This is a genomic window from Pajaroellobacter abortibovis, assembly GCF_001931505.1.
Taxonomy (GTDB): domain Bacteria; phylum Myxococcota_A; class Polyangia; order Polyangiales; family Polyangiaceae; genus Pajaroellobacter; species Pajaroellobacter abortibovis.
The window spans coordinates 1,285,578-1,312,194 of sequence record NZ_CP016908.1 but is presented as its reverse complement, the minus strand read 5'-3'; the positions used below and the strand labels follow the sequence as shown (position 1 = coordinate 1,312,194).

General features: G+C 46.6%; 25 protein-coding genes and 3 pseudogenes. 16 read left to right on the top strand and 12 right to left on the bottom strand.

The genetic code is table 11. The features are described 5' to 3' along the window. Positions 1-216: 216 nt before the first annotated feature. The 3 genes and pseudogenes from BCY86_RS09840 to BCY86_RS10795 all read right to left on the bottom strand — a co-directional run. Positions 217-387, bottom strand: coding sequence for a hypothetical protein (locus BCY86_RS09840; protein ID WP_156865131.1), 171 nt, complete (start codon positions 385-387; stop codon positions 217-219). A gap of 655 nt (positions 388-1,042) precedes the next feature. Next, positions 1,043-1,348, bottom strand: a complete 306-nt coding sequence (locus tag BCY86_RS10800; protein ID WP_075277016.1) for a glycoside hydrolase family 19 protein — start codon at positions 1,346-1,348, stop codon at positions 1,043-1,045. A gap of 94 nt (positions 1,349-1,442) precedes the next feature. Continuing rightward, positions 1,443-1,508: pseudogene (locus BCY86_RS10795) on the bottom strand (hypothetical protein); the annotation flags it as partial. A 445-nt stretch (positions 1,509-1,953) separates the two neighbouring features. Between BCY86_RS10795 and BCY86_RS06560 the strand changes: the two are divergent. Further along, positions 1,954-2,283, top strand: a complete 330-nt coding sequence (locus tag BCY86_RS06560; RefSeq protein WP_075277015.1) for a hypothetical protein — start codon at positions 1,954-1,956, stop codon at positions 2,281-2,283. Between the two features lie 666 nt (positions 2,284-2,949). Here BCY86_RS06560 and BCY86_RS06550 read toward each other — a convergent pair. Then, positions 2,950-3,879, bottom strand: coding sequence for an aminotransferase class IV (locus BCY86_RS06550; RefSeq protein ID WP_216636009.1), 930 nt, complete (start codon positions 3,877-3,879; stop codon positions 2,950-2,952). Between the two features lie 1,000 nt (positions 3,880-4,879). On the opposite strand from BCY86_RS06550, the gene BCY86_RS10790 reads away from it, so the two are divergent. From BCY86_RS10790 to BCY86_RS06530, 3 genes are all read left to right on the top strand, one after another. After that, entirely contained in the window at positions 4,880-5,011 is a 132-nt protein-coding gene (locus BCY86_RS10790) for a peptide deformylase (RefSeq protein ID WP_420814518.1), read from the top strand. 18 nt (positions 5,012-5,029) lie between these two features. Then, a complete protein-coding gene (locus BCY86_RS06535) occupies positions 5,030-5,242 on the top strand; it encodes a hypothetical protein (RefSeq protein WP_075277012.1) in 213 nt (70 codons plus the stop codon). A 1,033-nt stretch (positions 5,243-6,275) separates the two neighbouring features. Then, complete coding sequence (locus tag BCY86_RS06530) at positions 6,276-6,569, top strand: hypothetical protein (protein WP_075277011.1); 294 nt, start codon at positions 6,276-6,278, stop codon at positions 6,567-6,569. 300 nt (positions 6,570-6,869) lie between these two features. Here BCY86_RS06530 and BCY86_RS06525 read toward each other — a convergent pair whose 3' ends face one another. Continuing rightward, on the bottom strand, positions 6,870-7,385 hold the full coding sequence (locus BCY86_RS06525; RefSeq protein ID WP_156865130.1) for a hypothetical protein: 516 nt from the start codon (positions 7,383-7,385) through the stop codon (positions 6,870-6,872). 966 nt (positions 7,386-8,351) lie between these two features. Between BCY86_RS06525 and BCY86_RS09830 the strand changes: the two genes are divergently transcribed. Beyond that, positions 8,352-8,552, top strand: a complete 201-nt coding sequence (locus tag BCY86_RS09830; protein WP_156865129.1) for a hypothetical protein — start codon at positions 8,352-8,354, stop codon at positions 8,550-8,552. A 212-nt stretch (positions 8,553-8,764) separates the two neighbouring features. Next, positions 8,765-9,100: a hypothetical protein gene (locus tag BCY86_RS06520; protein ID WP_075277009.1), complete on the top strand. Its 336-nt coding sequence runs from the start codon at positions 8,765-8,767 to the stop codon at positions 9,098-9,100. A 136-nt stretch (positions 9,101-9,236) separates the two neighbouring features. Here the strand turns inward: BCY86_RS06520 and BCY86_RS06515 are convergent, their stop codons facing one another. Beyond that, on the bottom strand, positions 9,237-10,382 hold the full coding sequence (locus BCY86_RS06515) for a D-alanine--D-alanine ligase family protein (protein WP_075277008.1): 1,146 nt from the start codon (positions 10,380-10,382) through the stop codon (positions 9,237-9,239). 702 nt (positions 10,383-11,084) lie between these two features. On the opposite strand from BCY86_RS06515, the gene BCY86_RS06510 reads away from it, so the two are divergent. From BCY86_RS06510 to BCY86_RS06485, 5 genes and pseudogenes are all read left to right on the top strand, one after another. After that, positions 11,085-11,351 carry a hypothetical protein gene (locus tag BCY86_RS06510; protein ID WP_075277007.1) on the top strand — a complete coding sequence of 89 codons (267 nt, stop codon included), beginning with the start codon at positions 11,085-11,087 and terminating at the stop codon, positions 11,349-11,351. A gap of 320 nt (positions 11,352-11,671) precedes the next feature. Further along, positions 11,672-11,830: pseudogene (locus BCY86_RS10785) on the top strand (anaerobic C4-dicarboxylate transporter family protein); the annotation flags it as partial. Positions 11,831-12,033: 203 nt separating this feature from the next. Further along, positions 12,034-12,421: pseudogene (locus BCY86_RS06495) on the top strand (anaerobic C4-dicarboxylate transporter family protein). Between the two features lies 1 nt (position 12,422). Then, positions 12,423-12,566, top strand: coding sequence for an anaerobic C4-dicarboxylate transporter family protein (locus tag BCY86_RS10780; RefSeq protein ID WP_083604242.1), 144 nt, complete (start codon positions 12,423-12,425; stop codon positions 12,564-12,566). Positions 12,567-13,060: 494 nt separating this feature from the next. Next, positions 13,061-13,981 carry an acyl-CoA desaturase gene (locus tag BCY86_RS06485; protein ID WP_075277003.1) on the top strand — a complete coding sequence of 307 codons (921 nt, stop codon included), beginning with the start codon at positions 13,061-13,063 and terminating at the stop codon, positions 13,979-13,981. 188 nt (positions 13,982-14,169) lie between these two features. On the opposite strand, the gene BCY86_RS09820 is transcribed toward BCY86_RS06485, so the two are convergent. Both BCY86_RS09820 and BCY86_RS06480 read right to left on the bottom strand, forming a co-directional pair. Further along, a complete protein-coding gene (locus BCY86_RS09820; RefSeq protein ID WP_156865127.1) occupies positions 14,170-14,529 on the bottom strand; it encodes an EamA family transporter in 360 nt (119 codons plus the stop codon). Between the two features lie 48 nt (positions 14,530-14,577). Then, positions 14,578-14,730 carry a hypothetical protein gene (locus BCY86_RS06480; protein WP_156865126.1) on the bottom strand — a complete coding sequence of 51 codons (153 nt, stop codon included), beginning with the start codon at positions 14,728-14,730 and terminating at the stop codon, positions 14,578-14,580. 59 nt (positions 14,731-14,789) lie between these two features. On the opposite strand from BCY86_RS06480, the gene BCY86_RS06475 reads away from it, so the two are divergent. Together BCY86_RS06475 and BCY86_RS06470 are read left to right on the top strand one after the other, a co-directional pair. Continuing rightward, positions 14,790-15,929 (top strand): mandelate racemase/muconate lactonizing enzyme family protein, encoded by a 1,140-nt coding sequence (locus BCY86_RS06475; protein ID WP_083604241.1) that lies wholly within the window; start codon positions 14,790-14,792, stop codon positions 15,927-15,929. A gap of 126 nt (positions 15,930-16,055) precedes the next feature. Next, the gene (locus tag BCY86_RS06470) at positions 16,056-17,342 is read left to right on the top strand and encodes a trypsin-like serine protease (protein WP_156865124.1); all 1,287 of its coding nucleotides are present in this window, start codon (positions 16,056-16,058) and stop codon (positions 17,340-17,342) included. Positions 17,343-17,397: 55 nt separating this feature from the next. Here the strand turns inward: BCY86_RS06470 and fmt are convergent, their stop codons facing one another. From fmt to BCY86_RS06450, 4 genes are all read right to left on the bottom strand, one after another. After that, entirely contained in the window at positions 17,398-18,327 is a 930-nt protein-coding gene (gene fmt, locus BCY86_RS06465) for a methionyl-tRNA formyltransferase (RefSeq protein ID WP_275935854.1), read from the bottom strand. Between the two features lie 42 nt (positions 18,328-18,369). Next, positions 18,370-19,182 (bottom strand): MetQ/NlpA family ABC transporter substrate-binding protein, encoded by an 813-nt coding sequence (locus BCY86_RS06460; protein WP_075276999.1) that lies wholly within the window; start codon positions 19,180-19,182, stop codon positions 18,370-18,372. A 101-nt stretch (positions 19,183-19,283) separates the two neighbouring features. After that, on the bottom strand, positions 19,284-19,940 hold the full coding sequence (locus BCY86_RS06455) for a methionine ABC transporter permease (protein WP_075276998.1): 657 nt from the start codon (positions 19,938-19,940) through the stop codon (positions 19,284-19,286). Next, entirely contained in the window at positions 19,930-20,964 is a 1,035-nt protein-coding gene (locus BCY86_RS06450) for a methionine ABC transporter ATP-binding protein (protein ID WP_075276997.1), read from the bottom strand. Before BCY86_RS06450 ends, BCY86_RS06455 begins: the two co-directional genes overlap by 11 nt. Before the next feature lie 990 nt (positions 20,965-21,954). On the opposite strand from BCY86_RS06450, the gene BCY86_RS06445 reads away from it, so the two are divergent. The 3 genes from BCY86_RS06445 to bioB all read left to right on the top strand — a co-directional run bounded on the left by BCY86_RS06445 (position 21,955) and on the right by bioB (position 26,607). Then, positions 21,955-22,149, top strand: a complete 195-nt coding sequence (locus BCY86_RS06445; RefSeq protein WP_156865123.1) for a hypothetical protein — start codon at positions 21,955-21,957, stop codon at positions 22,147-22,149. Between the two features lie 2,684 nt (positions 22,150-24,833). After that, positions 24,834-25,544, top strand: coding sequence for a hypothetical protein (locus BCY86_RS06425; RefSeq protein ID WP_156865122.1), 711 nt, complete (start codon positions 24,834-24,836; stop codon positions 25,542-25,544). Positions 25,545-25,623: 79 nt separating this feature from the next. Further along, a complete protein-coding gene (bioB, locus tag BCY86_RS06420) occupies positions 25,624-26,607 on the top strand; it encodes a biotin synthase BioB (RefSeq protein WP_075276991.1) in 984 nt (327 codons plus the stop codon). The last annotated feature ends 10 nt before the right edge of the window (positions 26,608-26,617 follow it).

Sequence of the window (26,617 nt, the reverse complement as noted above, 5' to 3'; positions counted from 1 at the left end):
TTTTGTTGCGATTGAATGAAATAGGTAGTATATAATTTGATTGATATGTACGAGCTTTTGTAATTCTTTATACCGCTTAAGATTATACCATTCTCATATGCTGTGGAGGAGCTGATTGTGGTCTAATAACATAATCTCTTTATGAGAAAGAGGAAGATGATTGATTGGCTTTGGAGGGGAATCTAATAACTTTGAAGGAACAACTGGTAGAGTTATTTATTTTTGTGAAGTTGTGGATTTTTTAAGCCTGGGGGGTAAGGAGGGAGGCGTATTCATAGCTTGAGATAAGAAGGACAGGGCTTCTGGAGTAACCGTGTCCTCCCCTTCCTCCAACCCTCCACAATATACAAGTGCTACTGTACTGATCCAATAACGTGTATTTCTCATAGTTAAAGATCCTTCTCTTGAATTAAGTGGATGAGAGCAAGTAAAGAAAGAGACAGGAACATGATTTTGATTCGAATGAATGGTTTGTTAGAATTACTGATTGGTTGTAGAAGTTGATTCGGATGTATGGAAAACGAAGTTGCTTGGATGGAGGAGTGCTGGAGTAGAAACGCGAGTCTCCTTGCATTGTATATTTGCTGGTGGACGTGGAATCCTAGGTTTGTGTCTAGGGTCTTCCCATCCTTTTATTGTAATATTATCTGACTTCCATTGGCTGTTCTTTGCTTCTATCAAAGGGCTCTGTAGAGCAGTCAAGTCCTCTTGGTCTTCTGTTCCGTCCATCTTTGCATTTCCACAAGTCATTAGGATGGCTACACAAGACATACAGATCCATTTTTTTCCGTTGATGTGACTTCCTTATCTTCCCCAATGTATTTTGACTGGATGTCGTTAGCAGAGGAAGAGCAAGGCGTTTTGCCTTTTTTCATTCCCTTCCATCTTTAGAAAGGAAGGACATTTTTTGTTTTACTAATTAACTGAAAGTGGATTGTTTGCAACATGTAGATGAGATTTAAATCAAATTTGCATGCTCTGTATTGTATTTTTTGGTGGAATAGGGTTGACTCTATGGTCCTATTGCCCTGTCCCCCCTACGTTAATGGTTAAGATAGGATGAAGAAGAGATCTCTTCTCGCTGGTAGCTTTGTATATGGCTGCAGTCCAATTTTTCTCCAGGATTTACATTCAATAGGCCTGTGAATTGCTGATAGTAGCTAATGCGGTCTTGTACTTGGAGGGGGGTAGGCTGATTGTGCTCGCTCCCTCCTCCCTCCGTTGATGATGTTGATGGTGATCCCGAATCTTGTCTTGGCAGCTGTCCTGCGCTGATGTCTGCACCAGAGGGTGTCCACTTTCCTGTCATCACATCGTGGCAGGAGGGTTTGGGCGATTGCGTTGCCATCCAAAACCAGATGGCTGTTTTTAATGCGATGACTGGATCGGGGGCAACACGTCAGAATCGGTTAAAAGAGGAAGATTAAGGGCTGTTCCTGCCTCTATCCATAATTGTAATTCCAACTCAGTTGAATTGGGCTGCGATCATAGTAGAATTTACCTGGCTGACAAGGTCATTGCAGGTTACTATGTCGCAGTAGCTAGTCTGAGGAGGACTCGGCTTGCCTTCTTTGACCAAACAAAGGCCCCAAGAATAGCACCCATTCGGTGTGGTAGTCTTCCCTTGTTGTTTTATGGGCGATGTTGGCAAAGAAAGCAGCAAGCTCTTATTTCCGTGCAGATAAGTGTAAAAGGCTCCTTCGTAAGGAGATGTAGAACAATGTAAGAACATCTGATTGAACAATGCTTCCGGGACCAGATCAGCGAGTCCAGAAGATTGCGTCGGTAGCACCCTGACTGACATTCCGCACGCGTCCGATCAGCATGAGTCCAGCAAGCATACACTGCTTTCTTCCTTTTCTTATCATAAGTGTGTTCCCTTTCAAGAGCGCTTAGAATACCTAGAAACCTAAAGAAAAGGCAATTTTAAGGGGGAAGAAAGAAGTCCCTCAGATGCTTGAAAATCATGGCCGAATCAATCCATGGATGGTACTTGTGTTTACCAGTTTATTGCAGACCTGTGGAGGCGTTAAAGAATCAACAGAAGTTTCTCTAGAATCTGTCCACTTCCTGCCATCAGCGATGGTTCTATCCAACAAAGAGAAATACTTGCAAATCGACTTTTTGGGGGGCTCACTGAATTACGATTTAAAGATTATGGATAGAGGAGAAAAGCCATGGCAAGCGGCCTGGCTTTGTGAGTTTGCTTTGTCAGGAGGGATTCGATTGGAGGATGTTTTTCTTATCTTCCTCAGGTTAGTTGTTCTGAGAACTAATTTCTAAAAAAGTGCTTTCTGTTGATTACGATCTACTTGTTCAAAAAATGCCTAAATTAAAGTTGATCTAAAACGTTGGAACATCTTCAAAATAATCAAGGAGGGAAAAACTATAGGAAAAGAATGTATGATATTAATTATATAGAAAGTAATTCAAAATTTGTATTTAATGTTCATTGTTTTGATGAATGCCGAAAGTTATATACCATCATAAAAATAAAAAAATTGTGTATAGAGCCTGGTGCTTTTATCTTGATCTACCAGAAAGCTCTCGCCAGAAGGGGTATCGATTACAATCAATCGTTGACAAAAAAGATAGAGGAATGGTGAAAGCGATATCGCGATCGGTATGAGCTCAATCAACTTATTTTGGAGAATATTTTTTCTGATGTAACTATGTTGGAATAATTTCTTTCTAATAATCAATTTCAGTCTTTTCCCGTTGTGGGGGAAGTTCAGATTTTAAAGTATCCATTCACTCTTCGCAACCGCAGTGGTTTTGTGTAGCGTAAAGACTATATCCAGAGAAGCACTGGACTATTTGACCACTTCTCTTCGTTGAAGAAGGTCTTTTTTGATCGTGCCCCTTGATTATATTGATCGTGTACAGGCTTTAAAAATTTTATCAAAAAATGAAAAGGTAGCATTGCGTTGGGAGATCAAAAGAGTATGCTTATAAAAGCTGTGCGCGGGCGTGAAGCATGCGCTGCCAGAGGGGGGCTTTTTGAACGGGGCCTGCAGTGATGGATGGAGAATTTCCTACCCATTGGACGACGGGGCGGATGCCATGAAGGGAGTTCGCTAGCCACACTTCAAGCCCTTCTAACTCGCTGAGCGGAGTTTTCCGAAACACTGTGTGCACCCCCATCTCGTAGGCCATTTGCTGGATGAGATTTACCGTAATACTCGGTAAAATCCTGAGGGAAGGGGAAGGAGTGCACAGCGTATCCCCTTTCCACCACAGAATAGAGGACGAGGACGTCTCCTGGACAATACCGGAGGGGGTTACGAGCAGAGCTTCATTAGCCCCTTTGGTCATGGCTCGGTGGCGCAATTCAGCTAGGGAGGTGAGATCAGGCCCTTTCCTTCGTGGTGTCCGACGAGGATCGAAGTGGTTTTCTATCCAGACGCGTGCTGTTTCTTGTACTGAGGGGGCTGGACGGAGCCTTAGAAAGAGCTGCAGATTGGATTTCCATGCGAGTTCTACGCGGGGGAACCACCGCCCCTGGCGTGGCAGTTTCTCCAAGACTGCTTGCCAGAATAGTTCTAACTCTAGGGGAGGGTGAATCCCCTGGATTATGTGCCTACAAGCTTGAAAGAAACGCAGTTTATGTAATGCTAATCCGTATACATACCCATCGCTCACTAGCCATGAATCGGCTACCTTGAGATCTGACTCAGTGGCAACAGTCGGAACGAGCCCCCGTTCTTCATTCCAAACAAATACTTGAAATGAAGAGAGGGGGGTAACTCCAGAGGGACTTCCGTCTACTATGAATTGGGTAATGGAGAAACTCCTAAGAATTTCGTATTTGGTTCTGCGGTTTTCATTAATGCCCAATTGAATTTGGTCATGCTCGATGGAAGGAAAGAGACATACCAAAGTTCACTAGTACTTGAATTTAGGATAGAAACGACCAAATTGGCCTCCTTATTTCACTGGTATCTCTGAGAAAAGGGATGTAGGCTACCCCTTACACATTTAGAAGTAAACACATTCTTAATTGGGTAGAATGAGTATGGGTTTTGATCGTCGATCGAACTGATAGGGATTGTGGTGAGCCCTTTTTTCTTAGGAGAGAGTACATATGAAATTTTTCTTATCCTATCGATCGCAAGACAGCTTTTTATTACCATCAAGGATAGATTTCTATTAGCTGTCGGAGGGGGATTGATAGACATTGTTGTCTGTTTTTTTAGGCCTGCATCCCACATGAGCATAAAAATAGAGAAGTGACGAGAAGCGATTGGCAGAGAGCTGGCTTTTGAGCAAAAAAAGAAGGGAAAATAAACGTACTAGTTTTTAAAAACCATCTGGGACATTATGTCAAATATTTTTATATGGATGAGCCTTCAGCGGCTCAGGGAATGAGATAAGGTGGAAAGAAGACTAATTTTTTGTTGTTTTTGATCTTGAGGAGGGAACAATCGACAGGATGCAGATTGGTGTGATGATTTTGTTGGGAGGTGTACTGGTTGGGTGTAAAATCGCGTCAATCCAACTCCTCACGCTGCCAAGTCGCCCGAATCTAACCAGGAGACAGGAGTGGTTCGTCAAGCCCTCCACAACATCGGATAGACGGGATTTCCTGAGCATAAGACAGATAGGGGAGATTCTATCCTTGGAATCCTTCCCCTCCCGTCCTCTGGAGATGTTAAGGAAGTGAGGAGTTGCTTGCGATCTCGGTAAGATACAGGAGGAGCAATCCCAGCATAAAGGGGTGGAATTGCATCTAACCAATGCCAGTTGATTCAGGCGCCCAGAAAAATATGTTGGATTGGGACGGACGGTACAGCGTTACAGATGTCTGTTTGGAGTCGCTATCCTGACATGGAGATCCCCCCTTCCACCTCTTTAATCAATCCCATCATCATTCATTATAGTGAAGAGACTTACTATCTACCTTAATGGTGAGGGATGTTTGAGCGTTTTGGGACTTCTGAGGGGGAAAGTGAAACGGCATCAGCGTGTAACTGTTCGCTATGTGGACCGTGAAGGAAGGGAGTTAGAATAGGAATTCTCTAGCTTTGCAGTGCATGTTGTTCAACATGGATATGATCACCTGCGGGGGGTAACCTATCTTGAGAAGCTCCTGCGAGACTGTTCGCAAAAGCAACGTGAGGAGATTGTGTCTCTCGTCAAGAAAGAACTCAACATGCGCGGAGGAGCCAGAGATGAGGATGTGTCAGAAGACACAGGGCCTGTGCTAATTTTTGATCGGCAAGGAGGCAAGGAGATGGAGTGATCTTTAAGTCTCATGTGTTGTATTGTGTGCTTCAACAGACGCATCTATCCACGCTGGTAGGATTGCAAAAGATTGTTTCCGGACTGGAACTGTAAGAAGAACACCAGCGCATTTTTAATTTTGATTGAAGAGGGTAAACTTTCATTATAACTCACTTATGAAGAGTTTGTCGTTTGGAAACGAGTTCTCCTGTAAGAGGAGGGGTGGGAAGGACTTTGGTGGCTTACTTAGTTTGGAGGTGACATGGAAAAGTAACGTATGGACAAGGGTAGGTTTGTTTTGTTGTACATTCAGGAGGAGGCTGGAGAGACCTGAAGCATGCTAGAGGTCGTGTAGGAATAGATTTAGCGATATTTTTTGCTAGTTCGTTATCGTATGTGGACAGCTTGGGTTTTGGGCTTGGTCGTGATTTGGATAGGGAATTGGTGGTAGACAAGGAGCGTACGCAGGTGAGTCAGTGTGGGGTTCTTCAAGATGTGAGGAATGTTGGGGATTATACGGTATTGGTGTTAGCGGACGACGAGTCAGCGGGATTGCGAATGCGAAGGGGAAGGGTGTGATGGTGTTGTAGATGGCAAGGAAACCGGATAAGTTAGGAGTGACGGTGGGATTGACGCTAGCCCCCCGATCGATTTGTTGAAAAGCCCGAAGAAGATGGAGAAGTTCGATGTAGTGCATGTGAAGAGTGTGTAGGGGAGGGAATTGACGCTGAATCGGAATCTGGAATTAGCGTTTGATGGGTTGCATTTTACAGGTAGTTTTGATTGCTGAATATACTAAAATTGACGGTGACGTGGTCCAGGGACGATAGTTCCTCAGTTATGTGATGGAAAGAAGGAAGGAGTGGCTTTCATTGTAGGCGGGGAGGTTTTGTCTGGGAATGTGACGATCACAACTTCGCATGCAGGATTCCTGAGGGTAAGATGCAGATGATAGAAAACCTTCTTATCACAGTAAGAAGGACAAGTGTGATTCGGCAAGTCAATCAAACCAAGGGAAGCCAAGTGGTGGGTTTTGCGTTTGCTGGGGAGGATTGATCAGCGCCTATGAGGGAGACCCGAAAAGTGCGGCAGCAGGAGGCCAAGGGAGTTGGGCGAATGCGGCAGGGGGTGGGGAATGTCGGAATGCTGGAGGAAATGATAGAGCCCATGGTACAAAATGTGGCCAAGAAGGTGGGGTGTATGCGGGAGATGGGACTACCGGTAATGAGAAGGGGAGAGATGTGGGTGGCCGGAGCGTCCGAAAGATAGTGGGTTCCCCACTTGAACGTTTATTGTTTGGTGGGGGTGTAGGTTTAGGTGATTCATTTGATGCTTTTTTTTCTTGAGGAGGGGGCAACGGGGGAGAGATGGTGATTGTCTATGCTGGTAGAGTGGAAGGCTAGCTGGTTTTTTCTGCGGCGGGACAGCAAAGGTACGCCGCCTCGTTGAACGCTTCGGGTAAGACGGGTAGAGGGAATGGTAGGGGAGACGCCAGTAGGGACGGAGGTTTTACGGGTGGATAGTGCTTCCGATTGCGGTGGGATTGATATAGTGGCGGCGTGGGCGATGACATGAAATTTTTGCTTGATAGAGATGGTGAAGCATGTGGAAACAGTGCGACCTATGCATCTGGGGTTGGAAAGAGGCTAGAGAAGTAAAATGGCTCTGTAGAAGATCGGACGTGGGGAGCGATTTCGGTGGGAGAGGATGAGCCATTTCGTGATGATGTGAATCAGAAGTTTGTGAAGGGAGAGGTCCTTGCTAGGGTGTACTGTCCACCTGGAACTCCTGTCAAGGATGGCTAGTGTGGAGGGTGTGTAGAAGGTAGCGATTGCGAGAGGGGAGAAGTTTGTAAGTTGAGCTATTGTCTGGATTCTGGTGATAAGCCGCCTGTTCCTGGTGAACAAGATGGTGGGACAGGGGGGGGAGAAACGGGGAGATGGTGGCAACAATAAGGAAGGTGGGACAGGACCTTCTGGAGCTGATTCGAGGAAGGGCGGAGGTGGATGATCCACATGGAGTGAAGGGAATATGGAGGAATCGCTGGTCGGTCTAGTTGCAGTGGTAAGTGGTTTTTTGGTTGCGCCGATACGCTGTCGTTCTTCTAGAAATAGTTGAACGAGTTGCTCAGGAGGGAGGATAGTGAAAGGGATTGTTTTCACAATCCCTTTCCTTTTCCTTAAATCGCTCTTTGACGAGAAGCAACTACAGACATCTGTTTCTCTCTGAAGAAAAAGGATGGGCTTATTGAGTAATTTGAGCGATATGAGCTTGCTTAACATTTTCGTTCGCTAAGAATTTTACAAAGTCATTTGAATACGGTATAAAGTTACTTGTTAAATCAGGGGGGTTGTCTCTATAGTAAGGAGAGGTACGGAAGAGAATTTTTCTTATGTCTTACGAGGGTGTCCCAACGAGTTGAGCGGGCAGGTGACTTGGAAAGGTGGATGTATGCTTTTGACTGGAAGTTGGGGTCACTGGGTTTTGCTGTGGTTTGCCGCTTCTTATTGGGATTTGGATTACAGTACAGTGGACTCTCGCCATCTGAAGTTGAGAAAAATTCCGCGTAGTTCAGTCTATTTTGATTGTAACATGTACATTTTAAGAAGAATTATGAAAGAGAAGAGCAGTACATCAGTGAGCATGTAGAGGTGAGGGGATCTTCTTTCTGGGAAGGCATATGCATGGGTCTTGGGGGCTGTTGCTTCTCTTGCATTGGTACGGGCAGCATATGGTGAAGATACCTATGGTCTCGGTACTGGAAAGGATGGGGCTAGTATATTGAATGGGGGGACAGCTCGAACCCCAAAAATAGTCAATTCCTACGCATAAATAATTGCAATTGCAGATAAAAGAGTGTTGACGATAATTCTCTGTGCCAATAACAATCCAGGTGCTGTCTCTTTTGAAAAGTGGAAACGTGTGGTGGTGTGGCAACCGACTGGATATGCACTTACGCCTCCTCCAGCGGCGTACTCCTGGTGATCTAGCATATCAAGCGTCTATTGCTCTAGGTGGCACGACAGTGGGATCTTATGAATATGCGAGAATTAGGATGTTTCGGAGAGTAAAACAACGACACATTAACACAGCTTCTCGGGACAGACTATGCTCCAAACTTACCCCAAGTGATTAGTGTTTCAGAGTACACGGATGTGACGGTAGGAGATCCTGATGTTTTGTCTGGATTGCCATGGGATGGAGCTACAGGAGCTGTTATGGTTATTCTCAGCGCGGGGACAGTGATGACGGGTAATGGAAAGATAGTAGTTGATAGGCTCGGATTTCGTGGTGGATTGAGGGCTCCTAATAAAGATGTAAAATCATGACAAGGTCTGTATGACGATGCCGATACGAATAGAAAGCAGGGCTATGGTTGTTGAGGAGAGGGAATTATTCCTGGTGTGTACTTTTTGAATCCCAATAAGAACGGTCTAGGTGCCAGTGCTTCAAGTGATGCTCTATGGCATCAAAAAGGATTTGGTCCACTTTCGACATGTGGAGTAGGAGGAGTGTTGCTTATGCGAACTTCGAGGGTCGAATGACGCTTGGGAGTGGTGGCGGAGGTAGTCACCAAAACGATGCTGTAGGTACAGACGGAACTCTAGGGGGTGGCGTGGTGATTATCCGCGCGAACGCTTTTGCTGGCAATGGAATGATCAGTGCAAAGCAAAGATGCATGAGCGATGACGAGTGCAAGAGATTGCTCTCTGATGATACAGCAACCTGTATAGGGACTGCTCGATATGAGGGGAGAGGCTATGAACCTCCTCTTCCTCCTGATCCAGGTGGTCAGGATGGTGATTCGTCGACGGACGGCTCTGGAAGTCAGAAAGACGGAGGAACCGATCAAGGATGGAGGAGGTTCATCAGATAGTGACAGCGGCATTCGCTGGGATTGAGGGCGACTTCCTTGCTCGACGCTGGAAACAATAAGCTTTCAGCTTGTTGCATCTGTTCAAGAGGAAGGCTTCTTCCTGAGGTAGAAGCCTTCTTTTTTGGTTTGTGATTGGCTATCTACCTGACCCAAGCAACTGCTGTTTATTAATAATAGAGGTTCTGAGAGCCTTGCGTTTTTGGTGGCGTTCAAGGGCTAAGTCGATCAGTCGGGTAATTAATTGTTGCTGGGGAAGGCCGGTCGCTTCCCATAACTTGGGATACATCGAGATATTGGTAAAACCAGGGATTGTGTTAATTTCGTTAAGCAGCAAGCTGCCATCGGCCTGCAGAAAGAAGTCGACTCGAGCCATCCCGTCACATTCCAATACCCGAAAGGCTTCAATCGCTGTGGTTTGAATCCTGTGGATTTGATCCGCTTCCAGTTGCGCGGGAATTTGCAAAAGAGCCCCCGTTTCGTCCACATATTTGGCATGGTAGGAATAAAATCCATCTGGATGTTTGATAATAAGCTCGCCGGGTAAAGAAGCGACAGGAACATTCCCTCCTAGCACGGAACATTCGATCTCACGCCCTGAGATGGCTGCTTCGGCAAGGACCTTATGGTCATATAAAAATGCATGCTCGAGAGCTTCTTGTAGTTCTTGTTGACTTTTAACCCGACGGATGCCGATCGAAGACCCTGAGTTTGCTGGCTTAATAAAGAGAGGAAATCCTACCTCGATCGCCTTATATGAGACGGACACAGGATCGCGTTTAAAATCATGGGCATGCAGTGTTCGGAATGATGTGGTAGGGATTCCTGCTTGAGAGAGAAGACGCTTCATGACGTCTTTATCCATTCCGATGGCCGATCCAAGAACGCCACTTCCTACGTAAGGGATACCGATCATTTCAAGCAATCCCTGAACTGTTCCGTCTTCCCCCATGGGTCCGTGGAGGACTGGAAAAATGACATCGATTGCCGAAACGAGTCTCTCTTGGTACTTCTCTTGCTCAACCAGAAATATTTGATGAGCAGCGTGAGGTTGAATCATCATCGGGACGTGATTATGCAATCTAGCAAAACGCAGGACACCCCCTGCTCCGAGTAGCATAGTCTCTGATGCGAGAAGCCACTGGCCTTCTTTACTGATTCCAATGAGAACGGATTCAAAACGATCTTGGTCTAGGGCTGCAACAATATTCCTTGCGGAAAGGATTGAAATTTCATGTTCAGCTGATTGTCCACCGAATAGAACCCCTACACGTGAACGTTGCATATTAATTCTTTTGCCAGCAACTCTTTGTGTTTGTCAACCATACCTGAGTTTTCTTACATGGTTGACCTAAATGAACAAGATGCCTTTTTTGCTGAATTCTTTAGGAAAGACGAGGCTCTTTTTTTTCTTCGCTCGTCGCACTTTCCGCTGGCATCTTTGATGCCCATCCGATCAACCATCAAAGCTGGGAGAAGATACCAGATGGTAAGCCTTGCTACTTTGCGTTTGGGTGGCTCTCTGTCCGTTTTAATTCAGGGTACGATTTCCATGGGCTCTCTCAGAGTCCGACCTTCAACCTGCTATTGCTTATATTAAAGCGGACTCTATCAACTCCCTTTCCCTTCTTTTCGCCTCCGCTATGTCTATATGGATTATGTTGGTCTCCAGATGGGTCAGTAGTGGAGTGTGTATGCTAACGAAAATGTGTTTACTCCGATTGCAGACTTCAATAGTGTTCCTAGCACAATCATGACCCATAGCCCTATGATCCGTTATCGTTTGCCGATCGGATGTGGAGGACATATGCATTTTTCTGTGGAAAGCCCCAGAGCGGTGATGTAGCATCTTATTATAGTGGGGGGAGGACATTCTCCCTCCTAAGTCCGGCAACGGTAAAGCCAGAGCCTTCGCCTCGTCTACCTGATTTTTTATAGAATGTTCGGTTTCAAAGGAAGTGGGGGCATGTGCAGGTAGCCTACCTTAATGCGCGAAGTTCCCTATCGTGTTTCTTCTTGGCGCGCTTCACTTTTAGGGGTTGGAACTTTTATTGCTGGTGCAGTTCCTGTCTTTGCTCAAGATAAGATTTACTACCGGGGATTAATTGGAAGGGGGATTGATTGGTATCTCTCCTCTCTGGCTGGTCAGAGTCTTGATGCGGAAGTGGATGATATAGGATATGGGGTAGCTTTGCCTGTCGTTGGGGGGATTATGGCTTACGAAAAAAAGTGGTGGGATAGTCCTCTCCGATAGACCCTGCTTTTGGGAGGGATAGCTTTAGGGCACACCAATTTTGAACACATGGGCAATTTGATGAAGGCTGATTGTGCTTCTATTAATATTCTGGCTGAGTCAGTTGCATATTTCTGTTTAGGCCTTGAGTTTCTCTATGGTCTCAGCAAAGATGGACCATAGGAAATAGTAGGGATGCAGTCCGTATCTACTTTATCGCTCGTTATGATCTGTACAATGGAGAACAGAACGATTTTGGTGTATTTCACATAAGTTGTTTCACTGTTTAACAGAGGAAGGTTGTCTGATGATTTTTTTAAGTTAGCTCTTTCGCTAGAGCCATTATTGTAGGGGCTAGATTTAAGGGCATCTCACTGTGGATGATAAGCGGCCTTGCTCTTTTGATTCTAACTTTTGTACTTGAGTATTGTCTTACCTCTTTTCCTATCGATGTTATGCTGATGATCGCATCTGTTGTAACGGCAGCGGGAGCACTCCAGTATAGCATGGGGAATGGATTACCTCACTCGTCTTGCGAAGCATTCCTGACGCCGTTATCTGCGTGCTATCACCTTTGTCGCTACGATGGTAACCTACCTACTTACATTTTGCTCATGGACTGGACACATTGCTTATTCTGTTTGTCCCCTACGATCTTTTCTCCTTACTTCCTATCGTTGTGGAAGTGGCCTATCAATCCTGAGTGAGACCCGAGCGGCCTGTTTCTATTGCTGTTATCGCTTCTCAGCAGGCCATTGTGGCCAGCCTACCTTTCGGGACTGCATGATTGGTGCCTTGTCGGTTTGATCGATGGGGAAAGATTAAATGATGACCTTGAGTATCAGAATCGTCTCGTACAAGGACTGGTTCAGCCAACAGGATCAGCTGTCAAATCTGAAGTCACAGGGTATGCAAAGATGTCCGTCGCCTTTTTCATGATCGGTGTAGCTGGGGTTGTGGCGTTGGAATTAATCCCTTCTTCGCATCAGTCTTGGGTTGTCAAGGGATTCCGTGAGCAATTGAATATGGCTCTAGCCATTGAAATGATCATGCTCAGCGTGCCTGTGCTCATTGTCCTTTGCTGTCTGTAAAATGAAACCCGAGGACATGAGAGAAAGTACGGTGTTTATGTCAGTGATGGAAGCAGTTGTGTCCATCTTCGGGATCACCTGGACGGGAGATATCTTCTTTCATGGGTGTCTCGACCAATTGAAGGGGCTCATCAAGCTATCGTAACCAGTCAACCTTCTCTTTTTGCTTGTGCTCTGCTTGTGATGGGAGTACCATTGCAGCAGCAAAAGTAGCCAAGCGGCGGCAGTCTCGCACGCTTGTACCTGTGTGGTTATCACTAGGCCTAGCCCTCATGCGCTTATTGCTCTTTTCCCTTCTCGATTAGTAGCTATTCTTCGTGTTCGAATTGTCCTACGTTCGCTGTTCTATTACTTTCGATTACATGTGGGCACAACCAGAGTTGGGAGAGATATTTTAAGCCACTGTTTTAACAAGCTGGATTTGTCTCTTTGCTGAGTTCTTTCGGGATTGGTTACCTCCTCGTTAAACTTCTCTTCTAATCCGAGTCTGGGAATTCTTTTTTGTGGTTGCTGTGTGTGCAGGATAGCACATGGCGGATTCATCAAAGCTAGGCGGTGAAGTGGAAGGAAAATGAATCGATGGATAAATATGATAATCTTGTGACGGATTTATGACATAAAAAATCATAAGATGCTTTTATGCGAAATTCTTCTTTCCTCCATTCTGTTTCTCTTATTAGTTGTCTTCCTTTTGTCCTTGTGCACCTGATCGCTATTGTTGGTGTTTGGTACCTAGGCTGGTCTTGGGCCGGGTTAGGATTTGCGATTGCGCTTTATGTCGTACGGATGTTTGGAGTGACAGCTGGGTATCATCGCTATTTTTCTCACCGAGCCTTTCGGACTAGCCGGACCTTTCAATTTGTCCTCGCTCTTCTCGCGATGATCAGCTCTCAAAAAGGGGTTTTGTGGTGGGCTTCCCATCATCGAACCCATCATAAAAATTCCGATAAGCCAGGAGATATTCATTCTGTCCTGTTGGATGGGTTTGTTTGGAGTCATGTAGGCTGGATCCTGTCTCCCAAGTACGAGGAAACTTCCAACTTCACAATCCCTGACCTCATGAAGTATCCGGAATTGCGTTGGCTCAATCGCTATTGGGCTATCCCGCCTGCCGCTTTTGGGGTTACCTTGTTCTTGTTGGGGGGCTGGTGGGCTCTTCTTTGGGGTTTTTTTGTTTCTACAACACTCTTGTGGCACGGTACTTTTTGTATCAATTCGCTGACTCATGTCATTGGAAAGAAGCGCTACCAGACTGCAGATAACAGTCGCAATAGTTGGATTCTGGCGATCATCACGTTGGGAGAAGGGTGGCATAACAACCATCACTATTACCAACGTTCTGTTCGACAGGGATTCTTTTGGTGGGAAATCGATATCTGTTACTATGTGCTAAAGGGTCTTGAGGCGATAGGATTGATCTGGGATTTACATACAGTGCCTGCCCATATTCGCAGTCGTAACTTGGTTAGCCAGCCTGTTCCTGCCTCTTCTCTATCTTCAAAAGGCGTGAGTAGTCTGAGCGAGCAACCTGCTATTGCCACTAAGTTAGATCTCACTTAGAATCCTTGTCGGTCATGGGTGTTTTTTTGATTCGAGGAGGGGCGTTGGGTTAAGAGGGTTCCGGCGAGGAGAAAGCTAGTGGCAATCCATTAGGATGAAATCAGCCGTTCGTGGAATGCAATGGCTCCAATCCCTAGAGCTGCGAGGTGCTTAAGCATGGAAAGAAGGGATGCGCGGAAGGGGGAAACTTATCTGATCCTTTCCAAGACCAAAAAGATGGGGGTGGCTGTTGCAATTAAACTTCCAGAACCAATGTAGAACCAGCCAGTAATGGAAGTAGGGAAAAAAGATTCTTTTTGGAGGCAGAGGAGGAGAAAGCAGCTCAATGCGCTTCCTGTACAGGCTGCTGTGGTCGAAGCAAGTGAAGAAAGATAAGCTGTGATTCGTTCGCTCGCTGGTAGATAAAATGCATAACAGAGGGCTGAAATCAGGATGAAGCATATCCCTTTTGAGTGGAGTGTGACGTTTTCTTCTGTATGTAGAAAACAGATGCCTATTCCGTATCTATCCGTTGTAAAGCAATGAAGTAGGTGAGCGAGGAACCGCATGAAAGAGAGTGCCTAGCGAACATGCGGCTAGCCAGGCTCACTTAGAAGTTATATCAGATGAAGAGGGATCTTGCTGATTCCAAAATAACGATGGCAGCTAACAATGAGCGCCAAAAAGAGGGCTTGAAGAATGGAGACGTAATGTGCCATGAGTTGGACCCCAAGATAGCCTGTTGTTCTGTAGAGGATGCTTGCGATCATGATTAAAAGACTCGCTTTTCTCTCGGAGTGATCGGTTTTTAAATCCATGGAACGGCCTTGTGATTCACATTAACACATCTCACCTTTTTTATTATAAGGAACCTTTTCCAGAGGTTCTACCCCATTGGCGTTGGGGGTGGAAAGTGCGCGAAGGGGTTGTTCTTGTACTGCTGGATGATTCTGGAAGGATGGGAATAGGTGAGGCAGCCCCCCTTCCTGGTTATTCACCGGATACATTAGAGAGCTGTCTTGCCTGCTTGCGTACGATCCAGCAGACTCACCTCTATCCACTTGAGGAAGAAGGGAGATCGCATGAGCTCTCTTTCCGCTTGAACGCTTGGATAGCAACGCTCGGGATTTCTCCTCAAAGGGAACCATCTGCTTTGTTCGCTTTAGAAACAGCTTTACTAGATTTGGTGGGGCAAGCTCGGGGGGAGTCGATCGCCTTTGTGTTGGGAGGAGGGGGATATGATAAGGTAGAACTGAGCGGTGTTCTCGACTTAGCTGAGCCATTGGAGCTATGGGAGCAAAACAAGGAATGGTTAGATAACCAAGGGATCAGGACTCTCAAGGTGAAAGTCGGGCATCAATGCTTATCTCTTGAGCGAGAGCTGGAACGATTGGAGGAGAGGCTATGTCAGATGAGAGGACAGAGGACGCTTCGATTGGATGCAAATGGTGCGTGGTCCCCTGCAGAGGCTATCTTGCGTCTCTCAAGTTATAGCCGCTTTTGTCCTCAATTTGTCGAAGAGCCTACGAAGGGTTTGGGATTGATGGAGCTGGGGCCCTGTTCTGTCCCTTGGGCTGCAGATGAGTCTCTGGTCGATCCTTCCTTGCAGCCTCTTCTTCTGCAAGATGGCAACTGTAGTGTTTGGGTACTCAAGCCTGCTCTGGTGGGGGGGCTGTTAATGGCTCGTGCGCTCGCTGAAAAAGCTCATCAGTTTGGGGTTGAAGTTGTCGTTACTCATTGTGTGGATGGGCCGGTTGCGCTGACAGCAGCCAGTCAGCTCGCGCTTTCTTTGAACCGCCCTCCTCTTGCTTGTGGTCTTGCTAAGCACAAGAGGCTTGGGATTTGGAAAGAAAGAGAAATCGCGGGATTTCAGCAGCCAGGTTGGATAACACATACGCATCGACCAGGCCTTGGCTGGTCTGTCGAGGAAAAGGAAGCCTTTTTAAATCATATGGTTCGGCTTGCATAACGCTAATTTGGTTCTCTTGCATTGGTCTCACCGGTTGATTCTTATTGAATTAGAAAGAAAGATCGACTCTCTGTAAGTCTTAAGGTAGGGAGATTGCTTCAACGTTTAGCTTATGGGCTTATTCTTATGAAATGGTATGTTCCTTTATGCTTAGGCTTGATTAATTGTTCTTTTCAGGCTGGAGAGGAGAATGTCTCCGCGCAAGTTTCATCTCAGCCTATAGCAGGTGGGAAAAATGTACTACATCAACCTACGGTTTGTCTTCGGCGTCTAGGCCTCACCTCAAACCATACCTGTACAGGTACACTTATTGGCCCTGAAGCGGTTTTGACGGCTCGCCATTGTGTTGCAGAGATATCAGCAGGTAGCTTTGCATGTTTTCGAGGTAGGAAGTATGGAACAGGCGGTACTTATGGAAAGGATTATGACCCCTCTACAATTGTTGTCGGTGTAGGGATTGCGAATCTACGTCGTGCAGCACGTGGAGTGCGCATTTATTATCCTGAGAGCAACAATGTGTGTGAGGGTGCAGACCTTGCTATTCTTGAAACAGATCAGTCGTTAGACAATTTGGTTCAAATCGCCCTTCCTTGTTATATTTTGATGCAGGAGGGGCAGCAGTATCTAGTTGAGATTCATGGGTGGGGTGTTAATGAGAGTGGAAAGTTGCCTTCCCAGTTACAGAAGATTAGAACAAACGCTCACTTTGAAAGTCCTTTACTTCATGTAGGATACGGGTTGTGTGATGGTGATAGCGGTGGCCCAGCGTATTACAGAGGAAAAGGAGGGTGTGTGATAGGGGTTACTTCCTTTGGCATAGACACAGAAAATTATGTTCAACCTCGGCTTAATTTTCTCGCTCCTGTTCCGCTGCACAAACAGTTTATTCAAGATACGCTGGAGGCAATTGCAAAGCATCAGTCATCTAATTGCATTTTGCTGCCTCAACCTGGTCATCCTGGATTTTCCTCTGGTCCAAATGGCCGAGGGAATGGGGAGGTACCTGAGGAGCATACATCAGAGGGGGATCAATCTGGTGAAGTCGAGGGTGGTCCCAATTCCAATGGGAGCTCTGATTCGATCGAGGGTGGGAGGCCTTATCCTGTGAGCCATGGAAGAACTCATCCTGTGAGCCCTAGTATAGGAAGAAACCATGGAAAAGGGGAAAGTCCTTTGAATGATCAGGATGACATCGAAGACATCGTAGGAGCACCTTCCTCCGATCCGAATGCAATCAATGGGGTATCAGATCCTAATCCGCGAACGACTATGCCTGTGGGGGCTGGATGCTCGATGACCTGCGGAAGCTTGTCTACAAGCGCAGGGACTAGCTTCTTGTCTCTTGTAGCTGTGGTGGGCAGTTGGGTGTGGAGGAAGTCATTTCGTTCGAGAAGTGATCGGGAGACTGTGTAGTTAGCTCGATGCAGTGGAAAGGCAGTGCAAGGAGAGATGGGGTAAGTGTCTCTTTTTAAGAATAGAAGATGTCCCCCGTTTGTGTTCCTCGCCCTCTGACGAATGCTGTTCCTTGCATTGGTTTTCCGCCGTCGGATTGGATTGTGAGGATTTCAACTGCGCCGTGGTTTCCACAAGCCACGATGAGGTGTGATTTGTCTGCAAGGATAACAGTGCCAGGGGGTTCCTGGATGGGGGACATGGGGATCAATGGACGGACTGCATGAATTTTGATCCGTCTACCTTGCAGGAAGGTGTAGGCCCCCGGCCATGGGTTAAACGCGCGTACGTGTTGGTGAATGGAAGTGGCTGCACTTTCCCATTGGATCGCCCCTTGCTCTTTTCGGAGGGGAGGGGAGAGGGTGGCTTCTTCATGGCATTGCGGGTGCAGAGGAAGGTGGCCGGCTAAGTAGGAAGGGAGATCTCGTCTAACAGCATCTGCACCCACGAGGGCTAGGCGCTGTGTCAGTTCTCCAGCTGTCTCTTCAGCGCCGATTGGAGTGGAGACGCTGGTAATAATGTCCCCTGTGTCAGTTCCTTCGTCTAATTTCATCAGGGTGATTCCTGTGACATGTTCCCCTTTCAGGATGGACCACGGGATCGGTGCAGCTCCTCGGTATTTGGGGAGAAGAGAGGCGTGCACGTTGACGCATCCGAAACGAGGTGCGTCCAAGATTCTTTTGGGAAGCAGTTTTCCGTAAGCAACGATGAGAGCGACATCGAGCTGGAGGCTTTCGAACCAGTCCATCCAGCCTTCCGTCCGGATAGAAGTCGGTTGGATGACAGGTAATCCTAGCTCGAGGGCAAAGGACTTTACAGCAGGTATGGTGAGGTGTCTTCCGCGACCAGCTGGTTTGTCAGGTTGGCAGACAACTGCTAGCACTTCCGCAACGGAGCAGAGTGCTTGCAAAGAGGGGACCGCGAACGCAGGGGTTCCGAAGAAGATAGCTTTGATGCTCAGGATGATGCTCTTTCCTTGTTTTGTAGATTACCAGGCTGGGATAGCTAGACCTGCAAAGATCCGTTCAGCGGCTTGGACTACTTCGGGGGAGTGGAAGCTCTGGATCAGAAGAGCGATGCGGGGATCTGTCTGACGATCTGTCCGTACCACGATGAGGTTCGCATAGGGGGATTCTTTATCTTCGATGAACAGTGCATCTTGTGTCGGATAGAGGTTTGCGAGAATCGCATAGTTGGTATTAATGACAACCAAGGTGCTGTCTTCGAGCACGCGAGGTAAAGTTGCGGTGTCTAGCTCTCGGATGCGCAGATGGAAGGGATTCTCGAGGATGTCAGTCAGGGTTACCCGAAGGGACAAGTCCCCTTTTAGTCGGACCAGTCCTGCCTTTTGCAAGAGAAGAAGAGCTCGTGCGCTATTGCTTGGATCATTGGGAATCGCGACGGTTGCGTTTGGGTGAAGTTCAGGCAGGTGGGAGATCTTGCGGGAATAGATGCCCATGGGATAGATGAATGTTTTGGCGACCGCAGTGATGGGATAGTGCAGGGCTGTAATGGCTTCTTGGAGGTAGGGCTCGTGTTGGAAAATATTCACATCGATGCTTTGATCTGCAAGCGCGGCGTTCGGGAGAGTATAGTCGGTAAACGGGACGATCTTAATTTCGAGCTGATGCTGTGTGCGTGCGATCTGCTGGACAATCTCCATGACTTCAGTTTCAGGACCTTCCATGACCCCTACCTTTAAAGCCGAGTCTTCTTGACGAGAAAGGCACCCCATTTTGCGACAACCTGTCCATGCTGGGATCAGGGAAAGAAGGAAAATAGAAAGGGGCCATAATCGCATAAATATCTCCTGTCGCTTAATCTTTTAATAAAGTCTTTTAATAGAGAAAAAGGATTGATAAGTGAGAGGAAAACATGAAAACAAGTGGTAGAAAAGGGAGGTCATCCTCGATGATCGAGTGTGTGGGAGGTCCAGTCCCCAACGATCTGGATCAACTGCACGAAGCAGATGAGAATGATTACTGTAATGATCATGAGCGGCGTATTGAATCGCTGGTATCCATACCGTATGGCGAGATCCCCAAGGCCCCCTCCCCCCAATGCGCCTGCCATAGCAGAGGATCCTACAAGGCTCACCAACATAACCGTGATGCCATGGGAAATCCGTGGGAGGCTTTCAGGCAAAAGTACTTTGAACACTACTTGAGAGGGGGAGGCTCCCATGGACAGGGCTGCTTCAATCAGTCCAGGGGCAGTTTCTGTCAACGCTCCTTCTACGATTCGTCCGACAAAAGGGATAGCGCTGATCCCCAACGGGACGATAGCAGCTGCTGTCCCAATGGAACTTCCGGTCAGGAAGCGTGTGAGCGGGAGGATAGCGACCATGAGGATCAGGAAAGGGCAGGAGCGGCCTGCATTGACCACTGCTCCGAGAACCATTGAAATATACTTATGCGGCCATGCTCCTGAAGGTCGTGTGGTGAAGAGGAGGATTCCTAGTGGGATACCAAATAACATACCGATCAGCCCTCCCCCGACTACCATCAAGATAGTTTCCAAGAGGGCATTCGCTACAAGGTGGATGATATCAGGAGACATAGCCGAGTATCTCTGGGTTAAGTCCGTGTTCCGTGAAGAGAGATAGGGCCCTTGGAAGGGCTTGTTCTAGAGTAGGAAGTGCAACTACCGTCATGCAGACGCTGCGATCCCCCATCGATTCCGTGTGAGTGTGGACGATATTCACAGGAAAATGAAGACTCTTGATCAGATCCCAGAGGACATGGTGGCCTGCTTGATTTTCGTAAATCAGACGGAGTATAGGAGCGCTTGAAGAGGCAGTGGGTTCTTGGATCATCTGGTGGCGTAAACTATCGGGGAGATTGGCAAGGGAAAAGGCCCGAAAAACGTGCCGCGAGTAGTCACTTTTGGGGCGGAGGAAGAGATCAAGAGGAGGGCCCTCTTCGACGATCTTCCCCTGTTCCATCACAGCGAGAAGGTGACAGATGTTTTTAACGACTTCAAGCTCGTGAGTAATCAGTACGATGGTGACCTTTAATTGCTGGTTGATGGTGTAGAGCAATTCGAGGATAGAGGATTTAGTGGAAGGATCGAGCGCTGAAGTGGCCTCGTCACACAGGAGTACTTTTGGTTTACTTACCAGCGCGCGGGCGATAGCGACCCGTTGCTTTTCTCCTCCGCTCAGTTGGTGAGGATAGCTATCTTTTTTATGAGATAAACCTACCAGCTCAAGTACGTCTGTGACTCGTTCTGCAATGGCTTTTTTAGGGCAATTAAGGAACTCTAGGGGTAAGGCTACATTGTTGTAGGCCGTTCGTCTCGAGAACAAATTGAGATGTTGGAAAATCATCCCTATTTTGTAACGAACTTCACGCAGTTGGATGGGGTTCATATGTGTAAGCTCTTGACCATCGAATTGGACACTACCACTGTCTGGACGTTCCAGTAGATTAATACAGCGCAGCAATGTGCTTTTCCCTGCTCCGCTATAGCCTACAATTCCAAAGATTACGCTGGGCGGGATGGTCAGTTGAATATTGTTAATAGCAAACACAGGACTTTTTGCCTGTTTGTAGGCTTTAACGAGATGTTGAAGTAGAATCACTGAAGAAGACCTTAACTTAGCTGTATTTGAAGATGCGCCCGCAAGTGAAGCAAATCAGCGCCGGATTCAATCAACAAATAAGCTAAAATGTCTGTGAGACCTCTGTCAATCAAAATATGTGTTCTTGTTTAGAAGGTGTATTTTGCTATGTGTGGGTGGTATTCTATGAGCAGTACGGAAATTTGATATTTGATTTTGTTGTTTAACCTTTTAGGAGGAGGTATTGGATATAAATGTGGAAAATAGGGGTGGAGCATTAGGGGGAGTCTAATGGTAGAGGAAGGTAATGCTCTGAAAGTAGGGGCAGAGGGGGGAGGCGATTCGTTCAGTTCGGTCATCCATGCTAGGAACTCGGGAAGAACACGAAAGATAAGCAGAGAAGAAGGCTAGCTGGTGTGATCTTCCTAGAGAGCTGCAAGCGAGGATCCTTCTGAACGTAGACAGCTGCGCAGAAGAGCTCATCAAAAGAGGGTTGGTGGATAAGTGGTATATGCTCTTGTGCAGACAATCTTGAACAATAAAATACTTTCATTTCACTATACGTGGCGTCTTTTAGATTTATGAGAGGAACCGCCAGAACCCAGTTGAAAAAATCTCAGTCAGGCGCAGGCGAGACAGGAACAATACCCATTTATTTCTATTAGTGAGGTGCAACTGCGGGATCGGAAAGATCTGCATGAAGGGATTGTCGAACAATTGATAAGCTCAATATTCGGTATCTCGATATATTAAGCACCAATATCAGTGAAAGAGGGATTATGATGTTGCTCAGTATGGCTAGCGCCCCTAAAAAGGTAAACTATGCTTGGTCTCCTCTTGTACGATAGCCTATCCTAAGGACGTGAAGCGCTTGCAGCAGGCAACAGAACGTCAGGACCAATATAGGAGATATTCCCATTGTACAGATACAAATAAGCGAGGAATTTTATCCAAGCAGTGAAGCTTTCCAGCTTCTATCTCATCTACAAGTTCTGTATTTAATTGCTCTTGGTGGCAAATGAATCCATCGAAAGTGGTCATTCTATCAAAATCAGATTGATATGGCAAACCACAGTGAAAGAACTGATGGTCTATCATCTGGATAAAGAGCAAAAAGGCATTGATAGCGAAGAAACTCGCAAGCTGCTAGCCGCTTTCCCTAACCTAGAAGTAGTCCGCATCAGCTTGGATGGGGACATTCCGTGATTGAATGCATGATTGTGTAACATTAGCCTGCGCATTCAGCGTACGCACTGTACATAATAGGTATTCCCTTCTGTATTGAAGTTCTCCCCACATTTTGTATCGAACCCTTCTCTTTTCGTTTAAGAAAAACAGGAGGGATTTTGGTTATACTTAGGCGACACAACTCAACACCATCGCTCTTCTTTCATGCATGGAAGGCGGATGTATCTGCGTCTGTCTAGAAAAAAATATTGAGGCTCATTATTGTCCAAAGAAAGGGGAAAGGTTATTCTATGGTCTCTCTCCATTCATTGAAAGTAGCTTCCTTTGGGTTCCAGTGAGGGACAGTATTGCTTGGCCTCATACCACGTAACCAGGATTGGGCTTAGGAGAGTCTCTTTTTTCTACTATAGTAGATAGTTCTGTAGGTCAAAAATTTTTTGAGCCTCCCCCTTAAAATATCGCTCGTGCTTTAGTTCTGACTGGAGGATAGATCTTTTCATTTGGATGTCAAGAATACCCGTGTGAGGGAATCCGAAGTACCTACCCCCTGCCCCTGTCAATTGAGGTACCCAGTCTTTCGCAATGGCAATCGATTGATAGGTCCATGGTGTGGTCGGATTGTATTGTTCTAGCAAGCCCCCTTTCTCAAAAAAAAGAAGAACAACACAGTGCTCGCACCATTCATTTTCCGATTGGTATTCCTGCTTGCTTTCATCGAATTTTAAATGAACAGTAGCTTGAAAATCGCATCACCAGTTCGCCTGCTTTAATGCATAAAGGAAAAAAGCTTGGGGCTTAGGGACGAGCTCACTCCTGGGTTCAGTTTTATATTTCCATGCGAATGCACCGTGGGCGCAATCCATTAGTGCAATACCATGGCTTATACCCACTGCGTCTATTTTGGGAAATCCTGGTGTAGCACTAGATTCATGCCACTTTTCAAAGAAACGTCCTGCACCCTATAACTAAAGTGCAGGTGCAGATCCCTTTAGTACATAGTAAATCATCCCTTCTTGAAGAATCTGGTACTAGACTGGAGTACTTGGATCAGTTGGTGTAGAGATGAACAGGGGGATCGGATAGCCAAGTGAACTATGAGTTGCCTCATGCTTGATAGATACTGCCATAAATGTCAAGGGCTTTCTCCCCTGCTCCATTCCAATAAATTGCCACACGATCTAAATAGAGAACTTGACCTTTCCGATCTGGAAAATTGCGGTAGGCTGTAAGGGAAAGCCATAGATGCGGAAGGAGCCTAAGGTTCTTCTATGGAGAATTCTAGTAGATGATTGAAGATGGGGCAGTAAGAGAGGAATACGGCAGGATGACCAGGACTCCACAAGCTGATTCTCTCCTTGTAGGAGTGATGCTTGGGTTGTTCCCATAATTCCTTCGAGTAGGGATGTTTAGAGGGCAAGTTCTGAAGTTCAGTCTGAAGGGACTTCGACAATCCCCTCTCCTCCTGCGCGGAGGGCGGCATTTTTAAATGCTTCTTCTGTTTGTATCTCGTGTAGAGACCATAGGGGTAAAGACATAGGTTGTCGTTGTGATAGGGAGCCGCTTTACTGTTACTGTTTAATTTCAGAAAGCATGATACACATTAGATCTTGTATTGCTTTGTCTAACAACCTTTTGGGGATCATGGAGAACATAAGAGAGTAGTGCTTTCACATGGATGTCTTTAGTTAGCGACTCGTCCTGTTGGTGCAGCTCTGAATAGAGCTGCTCGAAGGGAACATTCAGGTTGATCTTGCTTTCCAACGCATTTTTTTGTGCGGAAGCGAATTGCAAATGCAGAACGCCTTGCAATTCAATCCCTTGTCTTTCTTCTGTGTTCAGCTCATCACCACACGTTTCACGCCACAGATGTTCCTGCTGACTTTTTTGCCCTACCTATATCGGTTAGTTGCATTTTGTTGATATTTAGGAATTTGGTCTGAAGAGTCCATCGGATTTTATACACAGCGGTGATTGTGCGTTGATGCGGATCCAGAGATTGGATATAGGAAATATCCCGTGTACTTTCGTAGGGGATGATCCCTACTTGTTTCTTTTCATCCGCATGGAATGGAAAGGTTGCGAATTTTCCCTTTCTGAGCAACTGGGTTGGTTATGGGAGGAAGAGGAAAGAGCGAGGTGTTTTCCGTAGGGATAGGTGCTATGACGCAGATGTTTTTGATCTGACTTGCCCATGAATCATAGCTGGGGAGGGATTCCGTAGGCTTGATTGGCTTCTAGTAGTACTAGAGTAGTACTGGGGGCGTTAGAAAAGTCGAGGGACCTTCGTCAGGTTAGTGAGTGCAGTGGATGACAGGCAGTAAAAGAATTCTGGTGTACTTTCCAATTTCTGTGGCAAAATTCCTGAACTTGAAGCAAACTATTCCCCTCCCTTGACTTTTTCCGGACTTCCTAATGGATGGTTTAACCATCTTTCAAACTGTAGCGCATAGGTGGTTTGTTGCTTTGGCGAGGCTTTTTAAGGAGAGGGGTGTATTCTCCTCAGTCTTCCCTGGTTGCTCAAAAGAGGTGGGACCAGGGGATGTCGCATGCTTTGAACTGTTCTTAGAAGCTTACTTTGATCTAGAATTGTGTGATGTGTGGTTCGATGTCGAAGTGTTATGCTTGGAGTACTGCTTTGTTGTGGAATGGGTCTTTTGTTAAGAACCAAGCGAGCGAGCTTACTTCTTGGTTGCTTTTGCTGGATGGTTAGCGTTTTGGTGGTAGGGTGGAACAGCGCGGCCTATGCAGACCCTGAAGTAGGTGTACAACTCAGTTATGTCTATGCGGGAGATACTTCTCCGGTTCAATACACACAAGTCAAGAATGGGACGATGGAGTGGCCTGGAAATATTTTTTCGGGGAGAAGAACGCCTTATACCGGGGGTGTGTGGGTTGATGGGCGGGTAGGATGGTACATGCTAGGAGGGATCAGTGTGGGAGTTGCTGGAGGGATCAGGTTTCAGGATGTGTCCTCAGATGCTTCTCCAATGGCTGTTGAACAATCGATTGCGCGTTGGGGATTTGGAGTTGGCCCTTATGCTCGATTCACTGTTCCCCTAATCCCTCTCATCGAGCCTTATTTTGGGATTGGGCTTCAGTATGTCTACGATGCGCAGCAGTATTCTGCTTTCTTCCAGTCTTCTTTGCCGGCTGTCCCAGCTACCTGGAAACTGCAGCATTATGGTTTTGGAGTTTTGCTTTCTCTAGGTGCGGACGTCAGTTTGCTCAATCTATTGGGTGTAGGTCCATTCTTTCGACTGATGCCTGTGATCCCTCTCGGAGGCTGTGTAAACATACAAGGTACTCCAGAAGAAAGGATCATTTCCGCCTGTCAGAGCGATAACAAATCTTTTGTGCAGGCAGAACATTATACGGTGTGGTCTTTAGGATTGGGGCTCGATGCGGTGTTTTAAAAAAACATTCTGGCTCTAAAAATAGAAAAAAGGCGATTTTCTCTTCTCGGCAGCTCATGGGTTTGGTACCGCATGAAGGATGATAAATGCTCCTCCCTTCTCTTCAGAATGTGTTCGCTCTCTTTATGATCGTCCTCTTCTCGCTTTGATCGATGAAGCTCGGGAAGTGCAACGCACATATCATTCCCCTTTTGAACTTCAGTTGTGCACTCTGATGAATATCAAAGAAGGAGGATGTCCCGAAGATTGTGGGTATTGCTCTCAATCGAGCCATTATTCGACTGCAGTGATTCCTCAAAAAATGACAACGCTCGAAGAGGTAATCGGGTCGGCGCGTAAAGCGCAGTCATTAGGAGTGACACGTGTGTGTCTCGGTGCTGCATGGCGTGAAGTCAAGGATGGTCCCGCTTTTGAACGGGTACTTGCAATGGTGCGGGCAGTTAAACGAGAAGGAGTGGAAGCGTGTGTGACGCTTGGAATGTTGACAGAGGAACAAGCGCAACGGCTCAAAGCAGCAGGGCTCGATGCTTACAACCACAACCTGGATACCAGTGAGCGGTACTATCGCAGTATTATTACTACCCGCACTTTTGCAGATCGCTTGCAAACACTTGAACATGTTCGTCGGGCAGGAATTGGGGTATGCTCTGGGGGGATTCTTGGGATCGGTGAGAGCCCTGACGATCGTTGCGAAATGTTGAGAACGTTAGCGAATCTGGATCCTCAACCGGAGAGCGTTCCGATCAATGCGCTTATGCCCATTCAAGGGACCCCTCTCGAAAATCAACCCCCGATTGACTCTTTAGAGTTCGTAAGGGTTATCGCTGTTGCGCGTTTGCTCATGCCTAAAGCGCGTGTGCGATTGTCTGCAGGGCGGGGGCAATTATCGCGAGAAGCCCAGATGCTCTGCATGCTAGCGGGGGCTAATTCCATCTTCTACGGGGATAAGCTTCTCACCACGCCTAACCCAGAAGAAGATCAAGATCGAGCGATGATGCATCAGTTTGGTCTTACTCCGATGGCACCTTCTTGTGTTCATCCCTCTTCTTGTAAGAGTTTGTAACAATTAGATC